Consider the following 25,199-nt stretch of genomic DNA (forward strand, 5'->3'; position numbering starts at 1 on the left):
AGCTGCTCAGAACTTCAGAACGACCGCCAGAACGATGATAACCATCAAAATGGTAGGCACCTCGTTCATCATGCGATACTGCCGCCCAGTGAGCGTATTTCGGCCCTCTAAGAAGTCCTTTCGACGTACCATCAGCCAGTAGTGGAACCAAGTCATCGCAATCACTGCTGCGCCTTTGACCCAGGGCCAGGCAAAATCCCAGCCGACTATGCCTGGTGTGAATACCATGATCAGGCCGCAGGCCCAGGCCACGTACATCGCCGGGCGCATGATCACCCGCAGCAGCTTTTCTTCCATTTCAAAGAAGATCTCCTGCGCCCCGTCAACGCCTTGGGCTTTTTCTACGTGATAGACGTACAATCTAGGCAGATAGAACAAACCGGCCATCCAAGAGATCACGGCCATGATGTGCAGGGACTTCACCCAGGGATAGATGGTGAAAAGAAGATCAGTCATTCCAGCTCCGGGCGTGGTTTGGATCTCTCCCTATAAAAAAAATAGGAAAAGAGAAAGGATGATGGTTTTGTAGGGAGATTAAATTCCGTGGATTACTTATTTACCCATCTGTTTTCCCCAGGTGGATAGTTTCACCCGAGAACTGGGTGTTTCTGTTGATTTCATAAAAAACTACAATAAAACAATATGTTATGAATATGTAATGCGTAGACTTCCGGGGATAACTTGATGAATAAGCTGGGATATCCCTCTTGTCCCGATGTTCAAAGTTATCCTTGTCCAGACTGGACAGGGTTCGGGCGACTCATAGAAGTTTTTCGCGAAAACACCGGGCTTGCGTGTCAACAGGAAAACCATACAAACCATCCTTGAACGATCAACCATTTGCTCAGGGGGTTTTCCACATTTCTGTCCCCATCATATTGGCCTCGGGGTCATCCATTCGTGCGCAGTTGCTAGAGAATGCGGGCGTGCGGTTTACCGTTCAAACTGCACGCGTGGACGAAGAGACCGCCAAACGGGCTTTGCTGGCCGAAGAGGCATCTCCACGTGATATTGCCGATACTCTGGCAGAGATGAAAGCCCGCAAGGTCAGCGACAAGGTGCCGGGGCCGATGGTTCTGGGATGTGATCAGGTGCTGGATTTCGAAGGTCAGCTTTTGTCCAAACCGCAATCGCCCGAGGATGCGCTGGCGCAGCTCAAAGCGATGCGGGGCAAGCGGCATATGCTGTTATCCGCAGCCGTCATCTATCAGAATGGCGAGCCGATCTGGCGACATGTAGGTCAGGTGCGCCTGCGGATGAGGATGAGTTCGGACGCCTATCTACGCGACTATGTTGCGCGCAACTGGGACAGCATCCGCCACGCAGTCGGGGCCTATAAGCTTGAGGAAGAAGGCGTGCGGCTGTTCGCAACCATTGACGGTGACTATTTTAACGTTTTGGGTATGCCCCTATTGGAGCTGTTGAATTTTCTGGCGGTCAAAGGGGTGATTGATCAATGAGTGGCAAGCAGATCCCGCTGGCGGGTGTGATCGGGCATCCGATTTCCCATTCGAAATCCCCAATACTGCATGGCCATTGGCTGAAAACTTATGGCCTGGCCGGTCACTATATCCCCTTGGATGTCGCACCGGATGATCTTGAGGCTGTTCTACGAACCTTGCCCAAAGCCGGATTTGTCGGGGCCAACATCACAGTGCCCCATAAAGAGGTGGCCTTGGATCTGGCGGATACGGCTTCGGACCGGGCCAGGCAGATCGGGGCTGCTAATACGCTTGTGTTTCAGCCCGACGGTTCGATCCATGCGGATAACACCGATGGGTACGGGTTCATGCAGAACCTGCGCAGCGGCGCCCCAGATTGGATTCCAGCGGATGGCCCCGCGGTTGTCTTTGGTGCCGGAGGCGCCGCACGTGCGGTTCTTCAAGCGTTGGTCGATGCAGGTGTGCCCGAGATTTTCTTGACCAATCGGACGCGCACACGTGCAGATCGCCTGAAGGAAGAGTTTGGTACGACCATAACGGTGGTGGATTGGTTGAAAGCGGGCAACGTGGTTGAAGATGCGGAACTTGTGGTCAACACAAGTTCGCTTGGGATGCACGGCCAGCCCGAGCTGCGGGTGCCTCTGGACGGGTTACAGCCCGGTGCCATAGTCACCGATCTGGTCTATGCGCCACTTAAGACACGCTTGCTGGAAACAGCAGAACAGGCGGGATGCACACCCGTAGATGGCCTTGGTATGTTGTTGCATCAGGCCGTACCTGGATTTGAAAGCTGGTTTGGGGTGCGCCCTGAAGTCACTTCTGATTTGCGTGCTGCGGTACTGGGATGAGCTTTGCACTTGGCCTGACCGGTTCTATAGGCATGGGAAAAAGCACAACTGCCAGCATGTTCGTCGACGAAGGCTGTGCGTTGTGGGACGCAGATGCCGCCGTGCATCGGCTATACGCGCGTGGCGGGACAGCGATCAAGCCGATGCGTAGGGCGTTTCCTGAGGCCATTATCGACGGCGCGGTTAGCCGGGAAGTATTGAAACGGTTCATTTCGGCAGACCCAGCGGCGCTGAAAGCGATTGAGGCCATTGTTCACCCGCTGGTGGCGGCGGATCGAGCGGCGTTCCGGAAACAAGCCACCGCAGATATTCTGGTTTTCGATATTCCCCTGCTATTTGAAACCGATGGAGATGCGGCGATGGATGCAGTCGCCTGTGTCTCGGTCCCGGCTGACGAGCAGAAACGCCGCGTGATGGCGCGCGGTACCATGACCGAGGCGCAATTCGAGCAGATCAAAGCCAAGCAGATGCCGAATGACGAAAAATGCGCGCGGTCTGATTTTGTGATCGTCACGGACAGTCTGGACCACGCCCGCACACAGGTGCAGGATGTGGTCAGGCAGATACGGGCAGGGCTGGCAGATGCGTGAGATTGTACTCGATACCGAAACCACGGGCTTTGATCCTGAGAGCGGCGACCGGATTGTGGAAATCGGTGCGGTTGAGCTTTGGAATCACGTCGCCACGGGCGAAACCTATCACGTCTATATCAACCCTCAACGGTTCATGCCCGAAGAGGCGTTTGGCGTGCATGGCATTGGCCCGGACCTGCTGGAACCGCCCCGCCCGGTGGAAAAAGGTCAGGTCACGCTGAAGGACAAGCCGGTTTTTGCCAAGGTTGGTCAGGGGTTTCGGGATTTTGTCGCTGACTCGAAACTGGTGATCCACAATGCGTCATTCGACATGAAATTCCTGAATGCCGAGCTGGGCTGGATGGGACTGCCGCCGATCCCGATGGATCAGGCGCTGGATACGCTGGCGATTGCGCGCAAACGGTTTCCGGGATCGCCCGCCTCATTGGATGCGCTGTGCCGGCGGTTCAATATCGACAATTCGAACCGGGTTTTGCACGGGGCCTTGCTCGACTCGGAAATTCTGGCTGAGGTCTATCTTGAGCTGATCGGGGGCCGTCAGCCTGATTTCGGGCTTTCGACCTCTGCGTCGTCTTCCGCTGGCGGAGCAGAAGAGTGGCGGCCATCGCCGCGCAAAGACGCCCTGCCGCCCCGGATCACCCAGGACGAACGCGCGGCACATGAGGAATTTGTGGAAAAACTGGGCGAAAACGCCTTGTGGTCCCGCGCCTGAGGTCAGCCCCGGCGCGGGTAAGGCTGATCAGGCCTGTGTTTTTTGCGTCTCGGCCTGACGGCGCATCAATTCATTCCGGTACAGGCTGACAAAATCGATGTTGTCCAGGTTCACCGGCGGATACCCACCGTCGCGCGTGATGTCGCTGACGATGCGTCGCAGGAACGGGAACAGCATCCGCGGGCATTCGATCATCAGGAACGGATGCAGCTGGTCTTCGGCGACACCTTCCACATGGAACAGGCCGCAATAATCCAGCTCGCACAGGAACAGGATGTCTTCCATGCCCTTGGCTTTGGATTTGAGGTTCAGCTTGATCGACACCTCGTATTGATGCTCAGCCGGGCGCTTTTTGGCGTCCAGATTGACCTGAACCGCGATCTCGGGCTGGACATCGCCAGACACGCCTTTTTGCGCCATCACGTTTTCAAAGGACATATCGCGAATGAATTGTCCCAGAACGCGCATCTGGATCTGGGGTGCGGTCTGGGCCGCGGTGTTTTCTTGGGCGCCGTCTTCGGCCATGGGTCTACTCCGAAACTGAATTTCGCCACTGCTTAGCAAGTTGGGCGAGGCACCTCAATGCTGGTGCGGCCCTTCGACCCATTTCGATGGCTTTGACGGGTTCTGACGGGGGCGAACCTCGGTGTATTCACCGTCGACCACATCGCCCTGGGTCGATGCTTGGGGCCCGGTCCTGAACTGCGTCCCGCCGCCCATCTGAAACTGCGTGATTGTGACCTTCGAGCGGAGATAGCGGAATACAGAGACCCGGACGCCAGGGATTAACAGCGCAAATCCAACGGCATCGGTGAAAAACCCCGGTGTCAGCAGCAAGACACCAGACAGCAAGATCATCGCGCCATGGGCCAAAGGTTCGGTCGGGTCGTCAAGCTCTGCAAAGGATCGTTGCAGGTTTTCCAACGCCATGCGACCTTGTGTCCGCACCAAAGCGGTACCCAGAACGGCCGTTAGAACCACGATCGCAAGGGTTGGCCACAGTCCGATTAGCCCACCAACCTGAATGAACAGGCCGATTTCGATGATCGGAACAAGTAAAAAAGCCAGGAACAGGTACATTTGCATTATCCTTTACTGCAGGTCGGGCGGTAGACTTGTCCCGAACTGTCACCTACATAGTGGCAAGAGGCCGTGTATACAAAGCCGCGGTCTGACCAAGAGGATGAAATGAACGAACCTATGATCCAGTTGCTGGTCCTGGCCGGAATTGCCGTTTTCCTGATCCTGCGCCTGAAAAGCGTACTGGGTACACGTGAGGGTTTTGAGAAACCCCCGCTTCAACAACAGTCCGAAGCCAATAAGTCGCGCCGTGATTTTGAGGTGATTGAGGGCGGGCCAGATCACGACATTACCGATCACGTGCCCGAGGACAGCGAACAGGCGCAGACCCTATCCGCTATGAAACGGATCGAGCCGGGCTTTTCGGTGGGTGAGTTTGTTCAGGGCTCTCGCGGCGCTTATGAGATGATCGTCATGGGGTTCGAAAAGGGTAATCTGGATGAAATCCAGCCCTTCCTGTCGGAAGAGGTATTTGAAACCTTTGTTTCGGTCGTTGCCGCGCGCGAGGATCAGGGGCTGACCATCGAGGCCGAATTTATCGGTGTGCGCGAAACCACACTGGCAGATGTGAGCTTTGACAAGGATACCAACCAGGCCGAAATCACCATGAAATTTGTTGGTGAGCTGACTTCGGCCGTGCGGGATCGTGGTGGCGATATCATCGAGGGCAACCCAAATACGGTTAAACGTCAAAAGGACAGCTGGACCTTTGCCCGCGTTATGGGCTCGGACGATCCGAACTGGCTGCTTGTTGCCACGGACGCATGATTGCAGCGTTTCGGTCGCTTTTCCTGGTGGCTGTCATGACCACCTCTGCCAGCGCCGAGGTGACACGATCCATACTGTCCTATGATGACCTGAATGGTTGGGCCGCCGATGATCACGGGGCGGCCCTTTCGGTTTTTCTGAACACGTGCGGTGATCTGGATGATCCGGACTGGCAGGCATTGTGCGGCGTGGCACGCACCTATAAGCCCGATGCGGCCCGGTCATTTTTTGAGCTGTTCTTCCGTCCCGTTCTGGTCGAAGACGGGAAGGATGGCCTGTTCACAGGCTATTTTGAACCCGAACTGGACGGGTCCAAAACCAGATCGGAGCGGTATAAATACCCGATCTATAAAATGCCTCCTGAGGCGCGCGGAGCCGAAAAATGGTTATCCCGTCGCGATCTGCTGACCGGTGATGTCATGCAGGGCCGCGGTCTTGAAATCGCCTGGGTGGACGACCCAGTCGAGCTGTTCTTTCTGCAGATTCAGGGCTCAGGCCGTATCCGGTTGCCCGATGGGAAGGCGCTGCGGGTTGGTTATGGGGGCGCCAATGGGCATCCTTATCGTTCGATCGGGTCCGAACTGATCCGGCGCGGTGCCCTGGGTGCGCATCAGGTCAGTGCGCAGATGATCAAATCCTGGGTCCGCAAGAATCCCGAGGCGGGTACCGAATTGCTGTTTCACAACCCGTCTTATGTGTTCTTCCGCGAGGTGAATCGTGTTGCACCGGAATTTGGCCCTCTGGGTGCGATGAACCGTTCGGTTACCACCATGCGCAGCATTGCCGCCGATCCGGCATACACACCGCTGGGTGCTCCAGTCTGGGTCGAAAAGGACGGCAAAGATCCTTTGCGCAGGCTGATGATCGCTCAGGATACCGGGTCCGCAATCAAGGGCGCGCAGCGGGCTGATATTTTCTTTGGAACCGGCGATGCCGCAGGGGCCGCAGCGGGGCGCCTGAAAGATCCGGGTCGCATGGTGGTTCTGCTGCCGATTCAGCGCGCCTATGCTCTTTTACCGGACGAGTTCTGATGTCGCGCCGCAAATTGACCCCTGACGAAATGGATCTGTGGCGCAAGGTGACCAAACAGGCAGATCGCCTGCATCCCGAACTGCCGCAGTCGGTGCACCCCACCTCATTGCCCAAGCCGAAACCGACAAAGACCTTTAAGCCCCGGATCGAGGCGTTTGAAGTCGGGCAGAACGCGGCTGGCAGGGGTGTACGGCATGTGTTGAAACCATCCGTTACCGAAGGGTTACGCGCCAACCCGGTGCAAATGGACAGCAAGGCTTTTACCCGGATGAAACGTGGCAAGCTCCGGCCCGAGGGCAAGTTGGACTTGCATGGCTTGCGGATGGACACGGCCTATCCGGCACTGGTGCGCTTTGTGCTAACCGCGCAGGCTTCGGGCAAGCGTCTGGTTCTGGTGGTGACCGGAAAGGGCAAGGATCGGGACGAGCCCGGCCCCATCCCCACTCCGCGCGGCGTCTTGCGTAATCAGGTACCGCAATGGCTGTCACTGCCGCCCTTGGCACAGGCTGTGATGCAGGTGACGCCCGCGCATATCAGCCATGGTGGCGACGGGGCCTATTACGTCTATCTGCGTCGCAGTCGCTAAAGCGTGCGTGCGGCGCGGCTGATTCCAATCCAGGTCAGCAGACAAACCAGCAGGAAGAAGACGCCGATCCACAGGAACTGCGTGTCCAGCGGAACCCCCTGATCAATCAACACGCCGGTCAGTCCGGGGCCAATCGCCGACCCAAGGACCATGACCGCAGTGGCCATGGCCTTGATCGCGCCAATATGACGGGTTCCATAGAATTCCGCCCAGAACGCGCTGGGCAAGGTGCTGTTTGCGCCGACGGTAAGCCCCAGAAAGACCAATGCAGCAACCGCACCCCTAATCGAGGTGCTTGCAGACGCCAAAATGAACCCGATAGCTATCGGCACCTGATAAAAGGGCATCATTCGGGTGGTTCCCCATTTATCCAGTGCCCATCCCGCGACAAACATCGAGATCAGGGAAACACCTGTGTAGACGGGAAACAGCGCCACCAATTCGATATGTTGCCAGCCTTTGACCTCGGCCAGATGGACCTGATGAAAGAAGAAGGCGGTGATAAAGGCAGAAGGACCCAGCAAAGCGGGGGCCATGAACCAGAACAACGGGTTCAGCAAAGCGTCGGTGCGTGTCCAGTGCCGCCCCTGCATACCTGCTGCTGAGTACTCGCTGGCCAGACTTTGCGGTGTGCGCTCTTGCCGAAGCAAGCGCAGCAGAATCGGAATGCCGGCCACACAAATACCTGCCGAGATGATCCAGAGCAGGCGCCAATCCAAAAACACCATCGCAGCGACAAAGATTACCGGCAAAAGCGCTTCGCCAACCGCAAATCCGACCGAGGCGATCGACAAGGCCTTGCCGCGCGTTGTGGTAAACCAACGCGCCATCGCGACCAAGGCAAGATGGGTGCTCATCCCCTGCCCGAACAGGCGCAACAGGAAGATCACCAGCGGTAGCAGGATCAGCCAGCGGTTCAACGCCATCGCTAGCGCCGCCACGGCTAGCCCAGCCAGGACAGCGGGGCCGAGCACACGCACCCGGAAGATATCCGTAAGCCCGCCCGCCCAGATCATGATGATGGCAGATGCGGTCGTACCCAGCGAATAGATCCCACCCCAGGCCCCATGGCTCAACCCGAACGTCGCACGAATTTCGCCGGAAAAGATCGAGATGAAGAACGTTTGCCCAAAACAGGACAGAAAGGTCAGCAGAACTCCGGCGCCAAGCCATGAGGCATTTGCTTTCAGATAATGCCCCAGGTGAAAGGACATTACGGAGAGCTGACCTTGGCCTGCCCGGTCTCGGTCAGCTCAATCTCGGTCGCCCCGGTCGGGTTGCGGACCTCGGCGGGGGCGATCACGTCAATCCCGCGTTGCCTGCCAAAGGTACTGCTGACCCGGCGGGTGGAATTGATAATCGCCAAAAGCGCCGGAGAGGTTGCAGCCACGAAATGAGACGACCCGGCATCGCTGTTGAAGGCGGTCGTATCCAGAATACTGATCTTATATTCGGACAGCGCATCGGCCGAGCTGATATTTCCCAGACGTTCGCTTTTGGCGGTACCGCGCAGGCGTGCGGATATACTCAGCAGCCTGTCTTTGCGTGAGATCATCACAATGAACGGGTCAGGCAGCGTTTTGATGCTGTCCATCTGCGACCGGAACAGATCGACATCCAGATCCGGTGCGATCAGAACAACCCCTTCGATATTCCGATGCGACCAGCCTGGTTCGCGCAGCTCGGCCTGCCGCATCATCTCCATCGTCAGGGCGGTGCCCATGGAATGCGCCACAAGGATAACCCGATCGACCCCCATTGATTTCAGCTGGCGAACAGTTTGTTCCAGACCATCTCGGGCGAACAGCATGCTGTCGATGTCATAGGCATAGCCATAACCCGTTGCCTGGCTTGGCCAGGAATAGACCATGGTTTCACCCGGTATTTCCAGATCATGTTCCAACTGCGCGGCGCGGAACACTGTTTCTGACTGGGTCGTGTTATAGCCGTGGATAAAGATCGAAACCTCGTCCACACCTCTTAGTCGCGAGGCAAGGCCCTGGGGTCCAGCAAGCTCGTCTTCATCAGCCATCACGAACTGATTTTCCGGGTCCGGGTCGGCATAGGAAAAATCCAATGTCCCGGGTGTGTGATTGGGTGGAATCGAGACCGTCATCTCGAGAAACTGCAGCTGATCGCTGCGGCGGTACCCATAGGATCCGTCCGCTTCGCGCGCGCGGGTGGTTGCTGCGTAAATGGTTTTGGGCGTGCCAATCTCCAGTGCCGAGGGCACGGTTTGAGATACGGTCCGGTCGACACATGCGGCTAGCGTTGCCGCAGTCAGGACAAAAATAATATAGCGCAGCACCTGTCGCCCCCTAAGGAATTTGCGCACACGCTACTCTATTCTGATCCCAGGTCCAGCGGGGTCAATGACACGGACCGGCAAAAACCGGCTGGAGATATTACAGAACGTAACGGCTGAGGTCCGTAGACTTTGTCAGCTCACCCAGATTGTCGTCAACGAACTGTGCATTCACGGTGATTTCCAAACCGGCCTGATCGGGGGCTGTGAAAGACAATTCCTCGAATACGCGCTCCATCACGGTGTAAAGCCGACGTGCACCGATATTCTCGACGCTTTGGTTCACATCCGCTGCGATTTTCGCCAGGGCTGCGATGCCGTCCTCGGTAAAGCTGACCGTGACATCCTCGGTGCCCATCAAGGCAGTGTACTGGCGGGTCAGCGCGTTGTCTGTCTCGGTCAGGATGCGGACGAAATCCTCTTCGGTCAGTGCGCGCAGCTCGACACGGATCGGCAGGCGCCCCTGCAGTTCCGGCAACAGGTCGGATGGTTTGGCAATATGAAACGCGCCTGAGGCAATGAAAAGAATGTGGTCGGTTTTGACCGGCCCATGCTTGGTGGAGACGGTTGTGCCTTCGATCAGAGGCAACAGGTCACGCTGCACCCCCTCTCGGCTGACATCACCGCCGCGTGCGTCCGAACGGGCGCAAACCTTGTCGATCTCGTCCAGAAACACGATGCCGTTCTGTTCAACCGATTCCAGCGCCGCGCGGTTTACGGTTTCGTCATCCAACAGTTTGTCGGCCTCTTCTCCGATCAGCATGTCATAGCTTTCGGCGACGGTCAGGCGTTTCTTGACGGTGCGCCCGCCAAAGGCCTTGCCGAAAATATCGCCCAAATTCATCATCCCCATCTGACTGCCGGGTTGGCCAGGGATATCGAACATCGGCATCTGGCTTGAGGTATCCGTCAGTTCCAGCTCGATCACTGTGTCGTCCAGCTCTCCGGATTTGAGCTTTTTGCGGAACATCTCGCGGGTGCCCTCACGTGCGTCTTCCCCGGCAATGGCAGTAATCACCCGGTCTTCGGCGGCCTGATGGGCCTTGGCTTTGACGTCCTCACGCATGAATTCACGGGTCTGCAGGATCGCGGCATCGGCCAGATCACGCACGATCTGTTCCACATCGCGGCCAACATATCCAACCTCGGTGAATTTGGTGGCCTCGACCTTGATGAAGGGTGCGCGGGCCAACTTGGCCAGACGCCGGCTGATCTCAGTCTTGCCAACGCCGGTGGGGCCGATCATCAGGATATTCTTGGGATAAACCTCATCCCGGATGTCATCAGCCAGTTGCTTGCGCCGCCAGCGATTACGCAGCGCCACGGCGACTGCACGCTTGGCATCCTTCTGCCCGATGATAAAGCGATCCAGTTCCGAGACAATCTCGCGCGGGGTCAGGTCGGTCACGGGGGCAGTCCTTTCGGTCGGCATAAGTTGGCTGCGGTCTAGGTAATCACCGCAACGGCGAAAACAACAGCGGCAGCGTTGGTTAGCAATGCCCCACCCGGTTTGCAAATGCTTTCCATAGGTAAAGCGCCCGGCCTCTGTTACAGTGATTTCAAAGCGTTGAGAGCCCGGAGCGCGGAAATGACCAAGATTGCCAAGATCACCCTGCTGTTTGTCGTGTTTGTCGACCTGATCGGGCAAGGGTTGGTCTTTCCGATCATCAACTCACTGATCATGGAGACGAAATCGGGGTTCCTGCCTGAAAACACGGCCATGGGCACCCGGCATTTCTACTACGGCTTGGTGATTGGCTGTTTCTTTCTGTCCTGGTTTCTGGGCGTGGTCTATGTCTCTAAGGTTTCAGATTCCATTGGTCGCAAGAACGCGCTGCTAGTGTGTCTGGGAGGGGCATTGGTAGGTTATGCGCTGACCATCACTGCGCTGTATCTCAACAGCCTTTTGCTGTTGATTGTCGGCCGGTCGATCACCGGGTTCACAGCTGGCAACCAGCCTATCGCGCAGGCGGCAATGATTGACGGCAGCACCGATGTCACTGACCGCGACCGCAACATGGGCTATATCGTGACAGGTGTCAGCTTTGGCCTGGTTGGCGGTCCCATTATTGGCGCGGTCCTGTCGGACTCGGCCCTGCTGGGCAGCGCGGCGACGCTGAAAACGCCATTCTACGGCGCCTTTGTTCTGGTATTGATCGCCATTTTCCTTGTCGCCGCGTATTTCAAGGATACCCGGACCGAGCGTGAGCCCTTTGTCTTTCGCCCCCGCGATATCACCGACAGCCTGATAGCGGTGCGCGAACATCCGATGGTTCTGAAAATCATGCCGGTCTATGGCCTGTTCATGATCGCCAATGTGACCTTCTATGTGTTTGTCGACAACTTCCTGACCAGCGCATTTGGATACGGGGTCATCGGCGGCAGCATGGCCATGGTCGTCATTGGGGTTGCGCTGGCCTTTTCCAGCACCTTCCTGGTCAAACCTGCGCAGGAACGGTTCAGCAAACACCAGATCATCTATGTCTCACTGGTTGTGATGGTGATCAGCGGCCTAGGTTTCGCCTTCAGCCCCAGCGGTGTGCTGAGCTATGTCCCGGTCTTTTTCTTCTATTTCTTCTTTGGCGTCTCATACCCGACACTGCTGGGCCTGTTTTCCTCCAGTGTCAGCGACACCGATCAAGGCTGGGTCATGGGGGTGACTACGGCTGTCTTCTGTCTGGCCGGGGGCGTCATGTCCCTGATCGGCGGCGGGTTGATGAGTATCGACATCCGACTGCCCTACTACATCGTGATCCTGACCGCCCTGTTGGGGCTGGTCGGGATGCATATGCGGTGGAAGGGCAAAGAGATCCGAGAGCTGTTGGCCTGAGACAACTTGCGTCTTAGATCGTCTCAACCGTGAGATTGCCATTGGTATAGACGCAGATATCGGCGGCGATGGCCATGGCTTCGCGGGCGACTTGTTCCGCCGGTTTGTCGCCATCCATCATCGCGCGCGCCGCTGCCAGGGCAAAATTACCACCCGATCCGATGGCAGCCACGTTGTGTTCCGGCTCCAGCACATCCCCTGCCCCGGTGATCACCAGCAGATCCTTGCCATCAGTGACGATCAGCATCGCCTCAAGCTTTTGCAGGTATTTGTCGGTGCGCCAGTCCTTGGCCAGCTCGACCGAGGCGCGGGCCAGTTGGCCGGGCGTGGCCTCAAGCTTGGTTTCCAGACGTTCCAGCAGGGTAAAGGCATCGGCGGTTGATCCGGCGAAGCCTGCGACAACCTCGAATCCGCCGGGTGACAGGCGGCGTACCTTGCGCGCGGTCCCTTTGATCACGGTCTGGCCCAAGCTGACTTGCCCGTCCCCGGCAATGACCACCTGCCCGCCTTTTTTGACGCCAATAATGGTTGTGCCGTGCCAACCGGGAAAGTCGCTGTCTGCCATGGGGGCCTCCGTTTTCGCCTGCTGTTCTATATGGGCCGGTCTCATCCGCAGCGCAACAGTTCACAACTTGCTTATAAGATATGCAAAAAACGCAAATCGGGGCTGTAAAACCAGCAATTGTGGGACTCAGTTGAAAATCCTACATGAGGCTCACAACCGACAACGGGTCGGCTGTTTCTGTTTATAAGGAATGCGCAAATGGCAACTACCGCAAATATCCATGCGCCGCTCGGAGCAGCTACCATCCTGCATGTAGTGGACGCGTTTTTTGGCGCTTTTGAAAAAGCCGCCGATTGGAATGAATCCCGCAAAACCCGCAATGCCCTGTCGGCTCTCAGTGATGAACAGCTGGACGATATCGGCCTGTGCCGCGCGGATATCACCACCCTCTGATCCACGAGAATTCGTGAATTCAAGATAAGCCGCCCGGGTCTGGGCGGCTTTTTCTTTTTCTGCGCAGCTTTTTCCAGTCAGACAATTCAGGCGGAAGCGCTTTGCCCCAGATACGAAAAAAGGCGCCCCGAATAAGGCGCCTTCAAACGTTGTTTCCCGAACCGGATCAGAGCGCTTCTTCGATCCAGCTTTGCAGCGCGGCTTTCGGCGCGGCGCCTGCGCGGTTCGAAACGACCTGACCATCCTTGAAGATGAACAGCGCCGGGATGCCACGTACGCCCATGGCGGCGGCAGAGTTCGGGTTGCTGTCTACATCGACTTTGGCGATCTTGACCTTGTCGCCATATTCAGCCGCCAACTCTTCCAGAGCGGGTCCGATCTGTTTACAGGGGCCACACCATTCGGCCCAGAAATCGACAACTACGGGGATGTCGGAATTCTTGACTTCGGCGTCAAAAGTATCGTCGGTAACAGCTACGGTCGACATATTCTGTCTCCTGAATGGGGAATGCTTGGTCACTGAAACTAGGTGTCGGGTATGCCAAGGTCAAGGCGTCAGCGCACGGGTTAGCGCAGCTTTCACCAGATCGTGTGGCAGCCACATCAGCTGGGCTGTTCGGGTCCACAGAATTGCAGTTCTGACTTCGCGGTCCGGATAGATCTGCGACAATGAATCAGCATAGGCACCCATCTGTCGCAGCAGTCCTTCGGGGCAGGTTGCTGCATTGTCTGGAACTGTCATATTAGATTTAAAATCAATTACTTGGACGTCCGTTTCAGTGACGATCAGCCGGTCAATGACACCATGGATACGCCGCCCGCCCAGATCGGCCGTTACCGGGACTTCGGCCAAGATATCGGGGGCGAACACTGCCTTCAGGTGATCCGCCGTCAACACATTTTGCGCCTCGGCCAGCAATCCTTGCCGCTCGGCCTCACGCATATCGGGAAGAACCCGTGCGCAAAGCTGCGGCCAGTTCTCAGGAAGGACCCGCGGCAAATGCTCCAGCAGCAGGTGCAGGCGGGTGCCGCGCAGCTTGGCGGCCTCTTCATCCAGGCCCATGTCCCCGGGCAAGGCCTTGGCCCCGCCCAGATCAGACGGGCTGAGGGTTTCCGGCGCCGCATCAACCGCGGGGGCGGAATTCAGGAAGGTCGGCGGCAATTCGCTGTGGGCATGAACGGCGCCTGTGTGTTCGATAAATTCCGGATCATGCCAATCTCCGTGCGACAAGCGCAGGATCTCACTGTTGGGCAGAGCTGTTGCCCCTGCCCGCGCCATAGCCGCCTGCACCAGTTGATACCAACTGGTTCCGTCCTTGCCGACATCCCCTGCCGCACCAACGATTAGCCACTTCTCTGCACGGGTCAACGCCACGTATAACAGGCGCAACCGCTCATTCTCTTCCCGTTCGCGCGCCTCGGCTCGCGCCTGCGCGATCAGCGCCGGGGACGCGTCTGCCGGTACTTTCCATAGTGGCTTAGCATCCGTCACCATGATCTCGGCATCGCGCGGGGCTTGCCGTCTGCCGGTATCCGGCAGGATCACGATGGGGGCTTCCAACCCTTTCGATCCGTGCACGGTCATCACGCGGATCATGTTGCCGACACCGCTCATCTGCCGTTTGATCTCCAGATCGTCCGTCTGCATCCAGACTAAAAAACCTGTCAGGCTTGGAATGTCGGTGCGTTCATAGGCCAGCGCCTGTGACAACAGCGCGTTGATGCCGTCTTCGGCCTCGGGGCCCAGCCGACCCAGCAGCAGGCGCCTCCCGTGATGACGGGTCAGAATCCGCTCGATCAGGTCATATGGGCGCAGAAAGTCGATTTGGCTGCGCAGGTCATTCAGAATGGCCAGCGTCTCGGGAAATTCCTCGGCCCGACTTCGCAGCGCGGCCCAAAGGAATTGCTCTTGTCGCCGATGCGCCAGATCAAAAAGCCGCTGTTCGGACCAGCCAAACAGAGGCGATTTCAGTACCGTGGCCAGCGACAAGCTGTCCTCGGGCGTGGCCAAAAAGCTCAGCAGAGCCGCCAGGTCCTTGACCGCAAGCTCGGCTCCGACCTTCAACCGGTCAGCCCCTGCAATCGGCAGTTCGGCAGCCTTGCAGGCGCGGATGATCTCAGCAAACAGGTCCGAGCGGCGCTGGACGAGGATCAGAAAATCCCCCGGCTGTACCTTTCGCCGGACGAAACTGCCCGGTACCTCGCCATCTTCGGGGATGGTTTCCCCCTGTTCGATCATATCCCTGATCGACTGTGCAACCTGCTCGGCCAGAACAACGGTATGGTGGCGCGCTCCAGGGCGGTCCACCGGGTCGGTCCATTCGGTATCTTCCTCGTCTTTGACTTTTTCGACCACCGGCCATAGGTCGACGCGCCCTGGCAGATCGGACTTGAAGGCGCGGTGCTGGCTTTCTTTGTGAAACCCGGCCTCGGCATGGTTTTCGAACAGAATATCGACCAGAGACAGAATGGCGCTGGAGGAGCGGAACGAGTACTCCAGCGTAGAATCCCACAGTTTAGAGCCTGATTCTTCCAGTTTCCGCCCAAATTCGGCCTGCATCCTGTCAAAGGCCTGAGGGTCGGCCCCCTGGAAGGAATAGATCGATTGTTTCTTGTCACCCACCACGAAAATAGTGCGCTCAATCCCGGACCGGGCCCCCTCCCCGCTGGTGAATTCCTGCGCCAACTTTTCGACGACGTCCCATTGGTCCGGGCTGGTATCCTGGGCCTCATCCACAAGAATGTGGTCAATCCCGCCGTCCAGCCGGTACAATACCCAAGACGCTACCGCCGGGTCGTTCAGTACGTTTCGGGCGCGCAAGATCAGGTCGTCAAAGTCCAGCCAGCCGCGCAGTTGCTTGCGCCGCTCATATTCTGGCAGAAAGGCCATTGCGAACCGCTGAAGCGCCAGCGTTTTGCGGGCCGCAACCAGTGCAAGCCGCTGTTCCCGCGCGGCTTCGATGCGCAACATTAACGCCTCTAGCTGTGGCATTTGACTCGCCAAGACACCCTCGCGCAGGGGTTTGGTCGGGAAAGCGTTAATCTTCGCAGTAAACGGGTCCTTGGCCGCCTTTCCGGTCAGAAATACATCTTCAAGCACCGGCAGCGCGCCGATTTCGGCGCGGGTGAAGGCCGCAAGCCTGGTGGCTGCCTTGGCGTTGTTCCCGCCGCTTTCGGTCAGTGCGGGCAGGACGCTGCGAATAAGGTCGACCTCGCCCCCCAAAAACACCTGACCCAGCAAGAGCTCTTCGTCAAAGCCGGCGGGCAGATTGAATTGCTGCAAAACCTGCGTCCAATCGACGGCCTGCGCAAACAGATTGCGCTTTTGCGTGATGGCGGCGGTCAGTTTGTCGAACCCTGTGTCAGTCACAAAACGGGCGACATCGCCGATCAGATTGGCCATAGGCCCTTGGGCAAAATCCTCGACGATTTCTTCGCGCAGCAAGGCGGCGGCCCGATCCTCCATCTCGGTGAATTGTGGGCTTACTCCAGCCTCAAGTGGGAAACGGCGCAGCAGCGAGGCGCAGAAAGAGTGGATGGTCTGAATTTTCAGCCCGCCGGGCGTTTCGATCGCACGGGCAAACAATGTGCGGGCCTGTGCCAGACGGTCCGGGTCAATCGCACCCTGAACGCCCAGATCGGTCAACTGCGCCAATAGCGGAGCATCCCCCAGCATGGCCCACTCACCGAGGCGTTTGAACAACCGGTTTTGCATCTCGCTGGCTGCAGCCTTGGTGTAAGTCAGGCAGAGGATGTGTTGCGGCTGCACCCCGTCCAGCAACAGCCGCGCCACCCGATCGGTCAGAACCCGCGTTTTGCCAGATCCCGCATTTGCCGCCAGCCAGGTCGAGGTATCGGGTCGTGCGGCCTGCACCTGCCGTTCGGTGGCGTCGTTGCGGGCGCTCATTTCAGGTCCTCGGGGGCGCTGTTGCTGGTTCGGTCCCACTCACCGAAACGTGCCAGATGATCATAGTCCCCGATATCGGTATCCTTGTGCAGCATGCGGCGCGAGGTGAAGCCCTGGTCAGGCTCTAAATAAGAGGAAATCAGCTGTTTCAGCTCGGCCAGGACCTTGTCGACCGGCTCTTTGGTCAGAGGCGCGGGCACCTCTTTATAGGTGCCGCCCATGCCGACAAAAATTGCTTCGGCCACAGGCAGCGGGTCAAACCCTTCGATCCCGCCCTGCTCGGCCATTGCGGCTTCGATCAGCAACTGTTTGTCAAACTTGGCCTGCTGGCTTTCGGTCGGAGGCGCACCGGTTTTATAGTCGACCAGCCGCAGCGCCCCGCGGCTGTTCAGGTCAATGCGGTCGGCGCGCCCGACTATGGTGAAATCCAGCGGACTGAGCGCCAGTTTCATCGCGGCCTCAAAAGCCACAGGCCCACCATCGCTGCGCCGGGTGTTCTCGGCCCGCAGGAAATCATCCGCAATCCGTTCCAGCCGCGCGAGCCATAATTTGCGCGCTGTGGGCCATGGGACATGCTGGACCAGCAGGCTTTCGGCGCGTTTCAGGAAGCTTTCGCGTGTCAGCAAGGCCGTGTCCAGCACGCTGTCCTTGACGAATTGCTCCAAAATCTCGTGGATCACGATCCCGCGCAGCAGCGCATCCGGGGCCTGAACCAAAGGGTCCAGAGGTTTTAACCGCAGCACATGTTTGGCGTAGATAGCATAAGGATCACGGATCAGGCGCTTGATCTCGGTGACGCTCAGTCGGCGCGGGCGCGACCCGACCGGAGGGCGCGGAGATGGGCGCGGTGCCGCCTTGATTTCTGGAGCGTATTCTAGTTGTTCGGACCACCCCAGATATTGCCGCCCTCGGCCGCGCATTTCTGCAAGGGCGGTTTGGCCATCCTGTTCTGCCAGGCCACTCAACAGGTTGGTTAACCGATTCAACCAGCGGGAAGGAACGGTTTCGGCATCGTCGGACCGGGTCGACCGGGTCAGCCAGACCTCGGGCGCGCCGATAGCCTGCTGAAAGTCATGTGCCGACAGGCCAATGCGCCGCTCTGGCAGCAACAGCCCGGCCTTATCGCGCATCTGCCTGTTCAACCAGGGATCGGGCGCGGGCGCCTCGGGCCAACTGCCCTCGTTCAAACCGCCAAGGATTAGCAAATCGGCGCCCTGCACCCGGGCCTCGAGCGTGCCCCAGATCATGATCCGGGGGTGTGGCGCGTCGCGGTCGCGGACTTCTTCTCCGGCCAGCAAAGCACCCAGCAGATCGGCAAAGTCATGGGCGGTCATAGTGCCGCCATGCTGAGCCTCATTTCGCAGCTCGGTCACAACCGCCAGCGCCTTTTGACCGGCGTTCTTGTCCCATAGGGTGCCGGAATCGCCGGTGTTGCCCGCGGAAATGGCCTGAGCCAACCCGCAGAGGCGATCAACCCAATCCGCCAGTGGCAACTCATCAGCGATTTGCTGGTCGCAGAAATGCTGCACCAACCACTGGACCCAGCCTTCGGGCACCTCTTTGCGGATGGCAAATGCCGTCAGGCTGGCGGCATCCGGGAATGGTGGCCCGTGGCGGCGCAGGTCCAGTTCCAGATCGCGGGCGTGCAACAGATGAGAGCCACGCTCGCCCCCGTCATGGCAGAGCGGATGTTTCAGCAGGGTCAACAGCGCTTCGCCGTCCAATCGACGCGCGAACAGGGCCGCGACATGGCGCAGGAACCGTCCGGGTGGGGACAGCTGCAGCGGCAGGCCAGCACTGTCATCGGGCAGGATGTTCCACCGGTCCAGCGCAGCGCTGACCTGACGGGTCAGCATTCGGTCGGGGGTGATCAGAGCGGCGGTCTGGCCGGTTTCAGCCGCCTCTCGCATGCGGAGTGCTATGGCCAGGGCCTCGGCCCGGGGGGACTGCGCCTCGACCAGGGTCAGCTCCTTGGTTGCACCATGCAGATCGGTCAGTTGTGGACCTTCGGACATCCATGCATCCGTGATCGGGGCAGGGCGTAACGCAAGCGATATCAGTTTGTTACGGGCGGGTGAGGGTGGATTGTCCTGGGTCCAGGCTGTGATTTGATCCGGGTTCTGCCCAAGCTGGTTCATCAGCTTCCGGAACCGGTATTGCGGGTGATCCTCAGAGGTTAACGCCGCATCCAGCTGAGCCCAAACCTGATCGGGCTGGTCAAAGTCAAAACCCGGCAGGATCAATGCGCCCTGCGGCAGGCAGGCAACGGCTTGCATCAGCATCAGTGTCGTTCCCCGTGACCCCGTCGAGCCGGCAAGAATGACCGGGTGCTGAGGTGGATCCACTCGCCAATGTTTGATTAGGTTCTCGACCACGCGGCGCTGCCGGGCCTGCGTGTCCAGGATGTCGTCTTCTGAGTCGATGAACTGATCCGCAATCCCGATAAACGCCTGCGCGCGGGCCCAATGCCCGGACATGTCGGTGACATCCAGCCGCCGGATCGCTTCGGGTGAAACGCCTTCGCCCTGCATCTCATCTATCAATGCGGCCAGACTGTCTGACAGGTCAAACAAAGACGAGCGCGCCGCCAGATCCGGTTGTTGATCCAGCAGCTTCGAGACCAGCTGCGTCAATTCCAGCCGCCGTCGCAGGGGCGGGATTGCGGGTGGTATCTGCGCCAGATTCACGCTTACACCCAGATCAGTCACCAGTGATAGGCGCGGCAACAAACAGGCAGGGCCCTGGTCGAACAGCTCACGCACCCTGCGAGCCATACGCCGCGTGTTAACAACCAGCTCCACTCGGGCCAAAGCCTCGGGCGGAAGAGCGGCACAGCGATTTCTCAACCCCCGGACCAGCGTCTTTGGAAAATCCACACCCGGAGGTACGGCAAAGACGCGGGGCAGGGGTGAGGGGTCAAACATCCGCCAACAGACCTTCAGCAAGGGCGATCCCTTCCGGATGGCCAACATCGCACCAGCGGCCGGGATAGGTCAGGGCAAACAGCCGGTCTTTCTTTTGCATCCGATCCCAAAGCAGGTTCAGCGAAAACACCTTGTCTGGAATTTCGACCAGCCCTTCCGTCTTCATGATCTGCGCGCCTCCGTAGATCAATCCGGGGCCGCGGGTAATCCGGCCCGTTTCATCAGCAGTAAAGTCTCCGGCGCCGGCATGACCAATCGCCTGCGCGGTCGGGATGCACATTAGCAATGCGTCCATCAAATCAGGGTTCCAGGCGGCCCGCAGCATTGTCAGCGGGTTCAGGCCGGACCAAATGGCATCTGAATTCAACGTGAACACTGAATCAGACCCTAATAAGGGCAAAGCTGCCCGTAATCCGCCCCCAGTATCCAGAATGTCGGGCTGTTCGTGTGAAACATGTACGTCTTTCGGCGTCAAATGCGCCTCAAGCTGATCCGGCAGATAGTGCAGGTTGGCCACTTTGCGAACCGGCCCAAGCGCGTCAACCAGATCCAGCGTATGGTCGATCAGCGGGCGCCCGGCTACCTCGATCAGCGGCTTGGGGCGGTTCAGGGTCAGGGTGCCCATGCGGGTGCCGAACCCGGCTGCGAACAGCATGACGGCATTGGGGGGCTGGGTCATCTCTTTCTGAGCCTGTTCAGGTTTTCGGGTGTCGGCGCGGGCAGAGCCGCGCGCAGCAGGTCGGCAACATTCACCAGCGCCGGGTGATCCAGATCCCGCATCAGATGGCCCCACGCGGCGGGGATAAAATCGACATAATGGGGTTTGCCATACTCGGTCGCGAGCCGGGTAAACACACCAAGAATCCGCAGATTTCGCTGGGCACCCAGCACGGCATAGGCACTGCGGAAATCATGATCGTTGACGCCCGCAGCCGAGATATAGTGGCTGACCATCCGCATTTCCGTACCCGGCGTCACTTTGCGGCGCACATCCTGGAGCAAAGACACCAGATCATAGGCAGGATGGCCCAGCATGGCGGTCTGAAAATCCAGCAATCCAACGCGCTCAACCCCTTGGCGGTCAGGGAGCCAGATCAGGTTTTCCGCGTGGTAATCCCTTTGGACAACAACTTTGGTGCCGGATGTTTCTTGATGCAGGATATCAGCAAATCGGTGTTCGAACCGATCCTGCGCATCCTGGTCATAATCGTCAAGAACCCCTTGGGCGTATTTGGTGAAGGATAAGGCCGCCAGTTCGGTCATCAGTGCCGGGCCGTAAGATTGCAGCGACAGGGTCGGGGCCTCGTGCAACGTGATCAGAACATCTGTCGCCGCCTCGTATAATTCCCGCTCCATATCGGGATGTTTGACCAGAACCCGCGCGAACAGGTCATCGCCAAGGTCTTCCAAAAGAAGAAACCCATATTGCGTGTCTTCGGCGTAGATCTGTGGGGCGCTTAGCCCGATAGATTGTAAATGCCGGGCCATCCGTACGAAGGCTTCGACCGGTTCCGCCTGGCCCGGGGGCGAATCCATCAGAACAGCGGACTTGCCCGTGACCGGGTCGGTCAGGCGCTCGTACCGGCGGTTCGAGGCATCCCCCGCCAAAGGCTCTCGGCGGGCCTTGGACCACGGCGTGTGTGAAATCAGGGCTTCGGCAAGGACGGCGCGGTTTGTCATTCGCTGACCTCCAGTTTTTGAGCCCATTTTTCGTCGGTCCATGTGAGGGTGATGTGGCGCATATCCAGCATGTCCGGGTCTGTTTCAAATGTCATCGTCAGGGCAGAACCGGGTGTCAGCAGGCCCAGTTTCTCAGGCCACTCAATCAGGCAGATCGCTTGTTCCATCGCTTCGGCCAGCCCAAGCTCTTCGACTTCCTCCACCGCGCTCAGCCGGTATAGATCGCAGTGCCAGATCTCACCTTTACGGGTGTCATAGACCTGAACCAGCGTGAATGTGGGCGAGGGCACATCCTCGGACCGGGTCATCAGCGATTGGATTAGACTACGCGCAAAATGGGTCTTACCGGTTCCGATCTCACCCTGCAGCAGCAGGATGTCGCCCGGATGCAGAATTGCACCCAGCCGACTGGCAAATTTGGTCGTATCTTCGGGCGAATTCAGGGTGATCCTGAGGGGTGGTAACGTCATGGCGCCACAATGGCCCCACGCTGGATTGGCTGCAACCCGGTTCAGGCGCTGATTTGCTGTATCTCGTGCTGTGGCAACGCATTGTGCGTGGCAAAGCGAATGATGGTGGCCCCGTTTTGCAATGGGCAGATGGTGCAGTTCAGATCGGTTCCATTACGCATTTGGATTCTGGCTGACCACTCAGCCCGGCTGTCCCGCATTTCGACGAAATCCCGGATTTCACCCAAAATCGGAGTGGCCGTGCAATGTTTCTGCCAGTTGCGGGTCACGTCCAGAACCGTGTCGGGTTCAAATCCGGCACCATCGGCTTCACCCCATAATTTCTGATAGGCATAATTGGTGAAGGCCAAGGTACCGTCATCACCGAAAACGGCAACCGCGTCGGCCAGCTTATCCAGGATGGATTGCATCAAATCCATTTCCGCCCGAAAGCGGCGGGTCAACGTGATCTCGGCCGTGATATCTTCGAACAGAAAGGCCACCGCACCATCCGGGTGCGGGCGGCCGCTGACGGAATAGACCGAGCCGGATGGCAGCGACCATGTTTCCTGGTAATTTCCGTCTTCTGCGGCCTCCAGCAGATCGTTCATCTGATTACGCCAGCTGCGATAGTTCTTGGGTTCCGGCATCATGTGCTGATCGCGCAGGCGGTCAAAGAAACTGGACAGGTTGGGGCGGCAGCTCAGGAAATCCGGGGGCAGGGTGGTCAGGTCAATCAAGGCGGGGTTGAACAGGGCAAGTTGGCGATTTCTGTCAAAAATGGCCAAGCCGATGGACAGCTGTGCAAAGGTTTTGGTCATCGTCTGTACGAATTTTCGCTGCGCTGTCTCGGCGGCGACGATGGCGTTGATGTCCACAGCGTAGCAAAGGCTGCCTTCCGGATGGTCCACCATCGTCAGGTCAAACCAAAGCTTGTTTGCACTGTCTTCGGACGAAATGAATACACGGGTCTTGGCGCTGATACGCGCGCCATTTTCGGGCCCGGGAAAAAGAGGTGCAGTCAGGTCGGTATCGCCACCGCGCACTTTGCGGACAAGCGAGACATAGGCGGCGTTGCACCAGCGGATCTTGTTTTGATAATCCAGATGCCAGACCGGGTAGGGCGCCAGCTCCATCGCCAGGCGGATCGGATCGCTATTCTCGCGCAATACGGTTCTGGGGTAATCAGAGCTTTCCCGCAGCTGTACGCGCACGACCCCGTCGATCCATTCGCACAAAACGTCCCGCTCGACCGAGCAATCAATGGCGGGGATGACAAGATTCCCTTCGTGCCTGACGCGTTCAGGGGTTTCAGGAAAGCCCGGAAAATCCCGCTGCAGCAGCCGACGCAGATCTGACCAGTCGCGCACAGCCTCAAACCCATCCAGAGCGATGTCTGTGTGGCTGATCAGGCGGTCACCGTCGAACAGAAACACGACATTGAACAACGAGGCCGGCTCGGACAGGCCGAAATTGTCACTTGTCTGCTGACGACGGGGCAAAAGCCATTGAACCGCCAGACTGGCAGACACCACACTGATGACGGCCAATATGATCCAGTCGACCATGTGCTCTCCCGCGGTGAATTCACGGGTATAGCTATGGGTGGAAATGGTTAACGGGGTCTTAACTCAGACTTGGATATGCTGATTTACACCTGAAGGAACGGGGGTGTCGCCGGTCTGTGCATCCACAAGTTTTCGCGGCCAGGATACCCGGACGATGGCCCCTATACGTTCGGGATTGTCCGACAAGGTCTGATATGGATCAGAGCCATTGGCGAAATCCAAATGCGCACCGCTGCGTTCCAGTAGGGTTTTTGCGATGAACAGGCCCAGGCCCATACCTTCATATTCCGGCCGGGCCCGCTTTTCCGATTCTGCCCGCCGTCGGCGCATGAACGGATCCCCGATCCGGCCAATCATTTGCGAAGGATACCCGCGGCCGTCATCCATGATGTTGATCGTAATCCTTTCGGCTGTCCATTCCGCTTCGACCCAGACGTTGCTGCGCGCGAAATCCACAGCATTCTGGATGAGGTTGCGCATTCCGTGGATGATCTCAGGTTTACGCAGGATCGAAGGTTGTTGAACATCGCCATCCCCAACCGGACCTTCGGCAAAGTGTACCTGCTTGCCGCGGTTGATATGTGGCTCGGCGGCCTCATGGATGACAGTGGACAGGGGGGCCTGTCTCAGGTGGAGGTCGTCTTTGCCAGCCCGCCCCATGTCGCGCAGAATGTCGCGGCAACGATTGGCCTGTTCGCGGATCAAGGCGGCGTCTTCTTTCAGGTCCGGGCGGTCGTCCAGCTCTTCAATCAGTTCGGCACTGGTCAGTTTGATTGTTGCCAGAGGTGTTCCAAGTTCGTGCGCGGCGGCGGCGACAACTCCACCAAGATCGGTCAGTTTCTGTTCACGAGCGAGGGCCATATGCGTGGCCGACAGCGCCTGAGACATCGACTGCACCTCAGAGCTTACGCGGTGGGAATAGGCCCCCAGGAAAACGATCGCGATAACGATGGCAGCCCAGTTTCCGAACAGAAGGATATCAGGGATCTCAAGATCCACACCGCCATCCGTGTGCAGGGGAAGGTGAAATTCGGCTAGCAGCGTGGTCAGAATGATGGCCACCGTACCGATGATCAGGGTTGACCGGGTGCTCATGACATTGGCCGAGATAGTCACAGGACCCACCAACAGCAAGGCGAACGGATTATTGAGGCCTCCGGTAAGGTACAGCAGGATGGTCAGCTGCAACAAATCGAACAACACCATCAGAAAGTTCTCGAACTCGGACAGGCGTTTGTTGCGTGGAAAGACAAGAATAGCCGTCAAGTTGCCCATGACCGAAATGCCGATGGCCAGATAGCACAGCGTCACATCCAACTGCACATCATAGGTCTGTTGCGCCACGGTGATTGCGGTGATCTGGCCAAAAATGGCCACCCAGCGCAGCAGGATCAGCGTCCGCAGGCGAATCCAGCTGCGTTCCTGACCAGGCCAAAAAGTGATGTTGGAATCTGCCATTGGTCCATTATGTCCTGTTGCATCGGCTGTTCATCTTGATAGGTGTCCCGGCCGGAACG

24 protein-coding genes are annotated in these 25,199 nt (G+C 58.2%); 9 read left to right on the forward strand and 15 right to left on the reverse strand.

Annotation, left to right across the window (positions count from 1 at the left end):
• Positions 1 to 6: 6 nt before the first annotated feature.
• On the reverse strand, positions 7 to 456 hold the full coding sequence (locus tag AC2FLG_RS17940; protein ID WP_142637422.1) for a CopD family protein: 450 nt from the start codon (positions 454 to 456) through the stop codon (positions 7 to 9).
• Positions 457 to 860: 404 nt separating this feature from the next.
• Here AC2FLG_RS17940 and AC2FLG_RS17945 point away from each other — a divergent pair, with 404 nt between their 5' ends.
• Genes AC2FLG_RS17945 through dnaQ form a run of 4 tightly spaced genes read left to right on the forward strand, consistent with a single transcriptional unit; the run spans position 861 to position 3,595 of the window.
• A complete protein-coding gene (locus tag AC2FLG_RS17945) occupies positions 861 to 1,460 on the forward strand; it encodes a Maf family protein (protein WP_142637605.1) in 600 nt (199 codons plus the stop codon).
• Entirely contained in the window at positions 1,457 to 2,290 is an 834-nt protein-coding gene (locus AC2FLG_RS17950; protein ID WP_496707375.1) for a shikimate dehydrogenase, read from the forward strand. The genes AC2FLG_RS17945 and AC2FLG_RS17950 overlap by 4 nt, the downstream gene beginning before the upstream one ends.
• Positions 2,287 to 2,880 carry a dephospho-CoA kinase gene (coaE, locus tag AC2FLG_RS17955; protein WP_496707377.1) on the forward strand — a complete coding sequence of 198 codons (594 nt, stop codon included), beginning with the start codon at positions 2,287 to 2,289 and terminating at the stop codon, positions 2,878 to 2,880. The genes AC2FLG_RS17950 and coaE overlap by 4 nt, the downstream gene beginning before the upstream one ends.
• On the forward strand, positions 2,873 to 3,595 hold the full coding sequence (dnaQ, locus tag AC2FLG_RS17960; protein ID WP_496707378.1) for a DNA polymerase III subunit epsilon: 723 nt from the start codon (positions 2,873 to 2,875) through the stop codon (positions 3,593 to 3,595). The genes coaE and dnaQ overlap by 8 nt, the downstream gene beginning before the upstream one ends.
• A 27-nt stretch (positions 3,596 to 3,622) precedes the next feature.
• On the opposite strand, the gene secB is transcribed toward dnaQ, so the two are convergent.
• Both secB and AC2FLG_RS17970 read right to left on the reverse strand, forming a co-directional pair.
• Complete coding sequence (secB, locus tag AC2FLG_RS17965) at positions 3,623 to 4,120, reverse strand: protein-export chaperone SecB (protein WP_142637430.1); 498 nt, start codon at positions 4,118 to 4,120, stop codon at positions 3,623 to 3,625.
• 54 nt (positions 4,121 to 4,174) lie between these two features.
• Positions 4,175 to 4,675: an FxsA family protein gene (locus tag AC2FLG_RS17970; protein ID WP_142637432.1), complete on the reverse strand. Its 501-nt coding sequence runs from the start codon at positions 4,673 to 4,675 to the stop codon at positions 4,175 to 4,177.
• A 108-nt stretch (positions 4,676 to 4,783) separates the two neighbouring features.
• On the opposite strand from AC2FLG_RS17970, the gene AC2FLG_RS17975 reads away from it, so the two are divergent.
• The 3 genes from AC2FLG_RS17975 to AC2FLG_RS17985 are packed head-to-tail and all read left to right on the forward strand — an operon-like array spanning position 4,784 to position 7,061.
• Positions 4,784 to 5,443 carry a Tim44/TimA family putative adaptor protein gene (locus tag AC2FLG_RS17975; RefSeq protein WP_142637434.1) on the forward strand — a complete coding sequence of 220 codons (660 nt, stop codon included), beginning with the start codon at positions 4,784 to 4,786 and terminating at the stop codon, positions 5,441 to 5,443.
• The gene (gene mltA / locus AC2FLG_RS17980; RefSeq protein ID WP_282027493.1) at positions 5,440 to 6,474 is read left to right on the forward strand and encodes a murein transglycosylase A; all 1,035 of its coding nucleotides are present in this window, start codon (positions 5,440 to 5,442) and stop codon (positions 6,472 to 6,474) included. Before AC2FLG_RS17975 ends, mltA begins: the two co-directional genes overlap by 4 nt.
• Entirely contained in the window at positions 6,474 to 7,061 is a 588-nt protein-coding gene (locus AC2FLG_RS17985; protein WP_496707380.1) for a Smr/MutS family protein, read from the forward strand. The genes mltA and AC2FLG_RS17985 overlap by 1 nt, the downstream gene beginning before the upstream one ends.
• Here the strand turns inward: AC2FLG_RS17985 and AC2FLG_RS17990 are convergent.
• The 3 genes from AC2FLG_RS17990 to hslU all read right to left on the reverse strand — a co-directional run bounded on the left by AC2FLG_RS17990 (position 7,058) and on the right by hslU (position 10,774).
• Positions 7,058 to 8,275 carry an MFS transporter gene (locus AC2FLG_RS17990; protein WP_496707381.1) on the reverse strand — a complete coding sequence of 406 codons (1,218 nt, stop codon included), beginning with the start codon at positions 8,273 to 8,275 and terminating at the stop codon, positions 7,058 to 7,060. The two genes, AC2FLG_RS17985 and AC2FLG_RS17990, sit on opposite strands and share 4 nt — an antisense overlap.
• Positions 8,275 to 9,369 (reverse strand): alpha/beta hydrolase, encoded by a 1,095-nt coding sequence (locus tag AC2FLG_RS17995; protein WP_496707382.1) that lies wholly within the window; start codon positions 9,367 to 9,369, stop codon positions 8,275 to 8,277. Before AC2FLG_RS17995 ends, AC2FLG_RS17990 begins: the two co-directional genes overlap by 1 nt.
• A 97-nt stretch (positions 9,370 to 9,466) precedes the next feature.
• Complete coding sequence (gene hslU / locus AC2FLG_RS18000; RefSeq protein WP_142637444.1) at positions 9,467 to 10,774, reverse strand: ATP-dependent protease ATPase subunit HslU; 1,308 nt, start codon at positions 10,772 to 10,774, stop codon at positions 9,467 to 9,469.
• Between the two features lie 180 nt (positions 10,775 to 10,954).
• Between hslU and AC2FLG_RS18005 the strand changes: the two genes are divergently transcribed.
• Positions 10,955 to 12,196 (forward strand): MFS transporter, encoded by a 1,242-nt coding sequence (locus tag AC2FLG_RS18005; protein ID WP_496707384.1) that lies wholly within the window; start codon positions 10,955 to 10,957, stop codon positions 12,194 to 12,196.
• Positions 12,197 to 12,209: 13 nt separating this feature from the next.
• On the opposite strand, the gene hslV is transcribed toward AC2FLG_RS18005, so the two are convergent.
• Positions 12,210 to 12,761, reverse strand: a complete 552-nt coding sequence (gene hslV / locus AC2FLG_RS18010) for an ATP-dependent protease subunit HslV (RefSeq protein WP_142637447.1) — start codon at positions 12,759 to 12,761, stop codon at positions 12,210 to 12,212.
• 198 nt (positions 12,762 to 12,959) lie between these two features.
• On the opposite strand from hslV, the gene AC2FLG_RS18015 reads away from it, so the two are divergent.
• Positions 12,960 to 13,154, forward strand: coding sequence for a DUF1127 domain-containing protein (locus tag AC2FLG_RS18015; protein WP_142637449.1), 195 nt, complete (start codon positions 12,960 to 12,962; stop codon positions 13,152 to 13,154).
• A gap of 166 nt (positions 13,155 to 13,320) precedes the next feature.
• Here the strand turns inward: AC2FLG_RS18015 and trxA are convergent, their stop codons facing one another.
• The 8 genes from trxA to regB form a co-directional block, all read right to left on the reverse strand.
• Positions 13,321 to 13,641, reverse strand: a complete 321-nt coding sequence (gene trxA / locus AC2FLG_RS18020; protein ID WP_271950641.1) for a thioredoxin — start codon at positions 13,639 to 13,641, stop codon at positions 13,321 to 13,323.
• A 60-nt stretch (positions 13,642 to 13,701) separates the two neighbouring features.
• Positions 13,702 to 17,061 (reverse strand): double-strand break repair helicase AddA, encoded by a 3,360-nt coding sequence (gene addA / locus AC2FLG_RS18025; RefSeq protein ID WP_496707386.1) that lies wholly within the window; start codon positions 17,059 to 17,061, stop codon positions 13,702 to 13,704.
• Positions 17,058 to 19,985 carry a double-strand break repair protein AddB gene (gene addB / locus AC2FLG_RS18030; protein WP_496707388.1) on the reverse strand — a complete coding sequence of 976 codons (2,928 nt, stop codon included), beginning with the start codon at positions 19,983 to 19,985 and terminating at the stop codon, positions 17,058 to 17,060. The genes addA and addB overlap by 4 nt, the downstream gene beginning before the upstream one ends.
• Positions 19,978 to 20,664, reverse strand: a complete 687-nt coding sequence (locus AC2FLG_RS18035; protein ID WP_496707390.1) for a nucleotidyltransferase family protein — start codon at positions 20,662 to 20,664, stop codon at positions 19,978 to 19,980. The genes addB and AC2FLG_RS18035 overlap by 8 nt, the downstream gene beginning before the upstream one ends.
• Positions 20,661 to 21,665, reverse strand: coding sequence for an aminoglycoside phosphotransferase family protein (locus AC2FLG_RS18040; RefSeq protein WP_496707392.1), 1,005 nt, complete (start codon positions 21,663 to 21,665; stop codon positions 20,661 to 20,663). Before AC2FLG_RS18040 ends, AC2FLG_RS18035 begins: the two co-directional genes overlap by 4 nt.
• Positions 21,662 to 22,135, reverse strand: coding sequence for a tRNA (adenosine(37)-N6)-threonylcarbamoyltransferase complex ATPase subunit type 1 TsaE (gene tsaE / locus AC2FLG_RS18045; RefSeq protein ID WP_281973376.1), 474 nt, complete (start codon positions 22,133 to 22,135; stop codon positions 21,662 to 21,664). The genes AC2FLG_RS18040 and tsaE overlap by 4 nt, the downstream gene beginning before the upstream one ends.
• A gap of 41 nt (positions 22,136 to 22,176) precedes the next feature.
• Entirely contained in the window at positions 22,177 to 23,682 is a 1,506-nt protein-coding gene (locus AC2FLG_RS18050) for a PAS-domain containing protein (RefSeq protein WP_142637463.1), read from the reverse strand.
• A gap of 63 nt (positions 23,683 to 23,745) precedes the next feature.
• On the reverse strand, positions 23,746 to 25,140 hold the full coding sequence (gene regB / locus AC2FLG_RS18055; protein WP_142637465.1) for a sensor histidine kinase RegB: 1,395 nt from the start codon (positions 25,138 to 25,140) through the stop codon (positions 23,746 to 23,748).
• Positions 25,141 to 25,199 lie beyond the last annotated feature (59 nt).

The organism is Ruegeria sp. CDSA193, assembly GCF_059611885.1.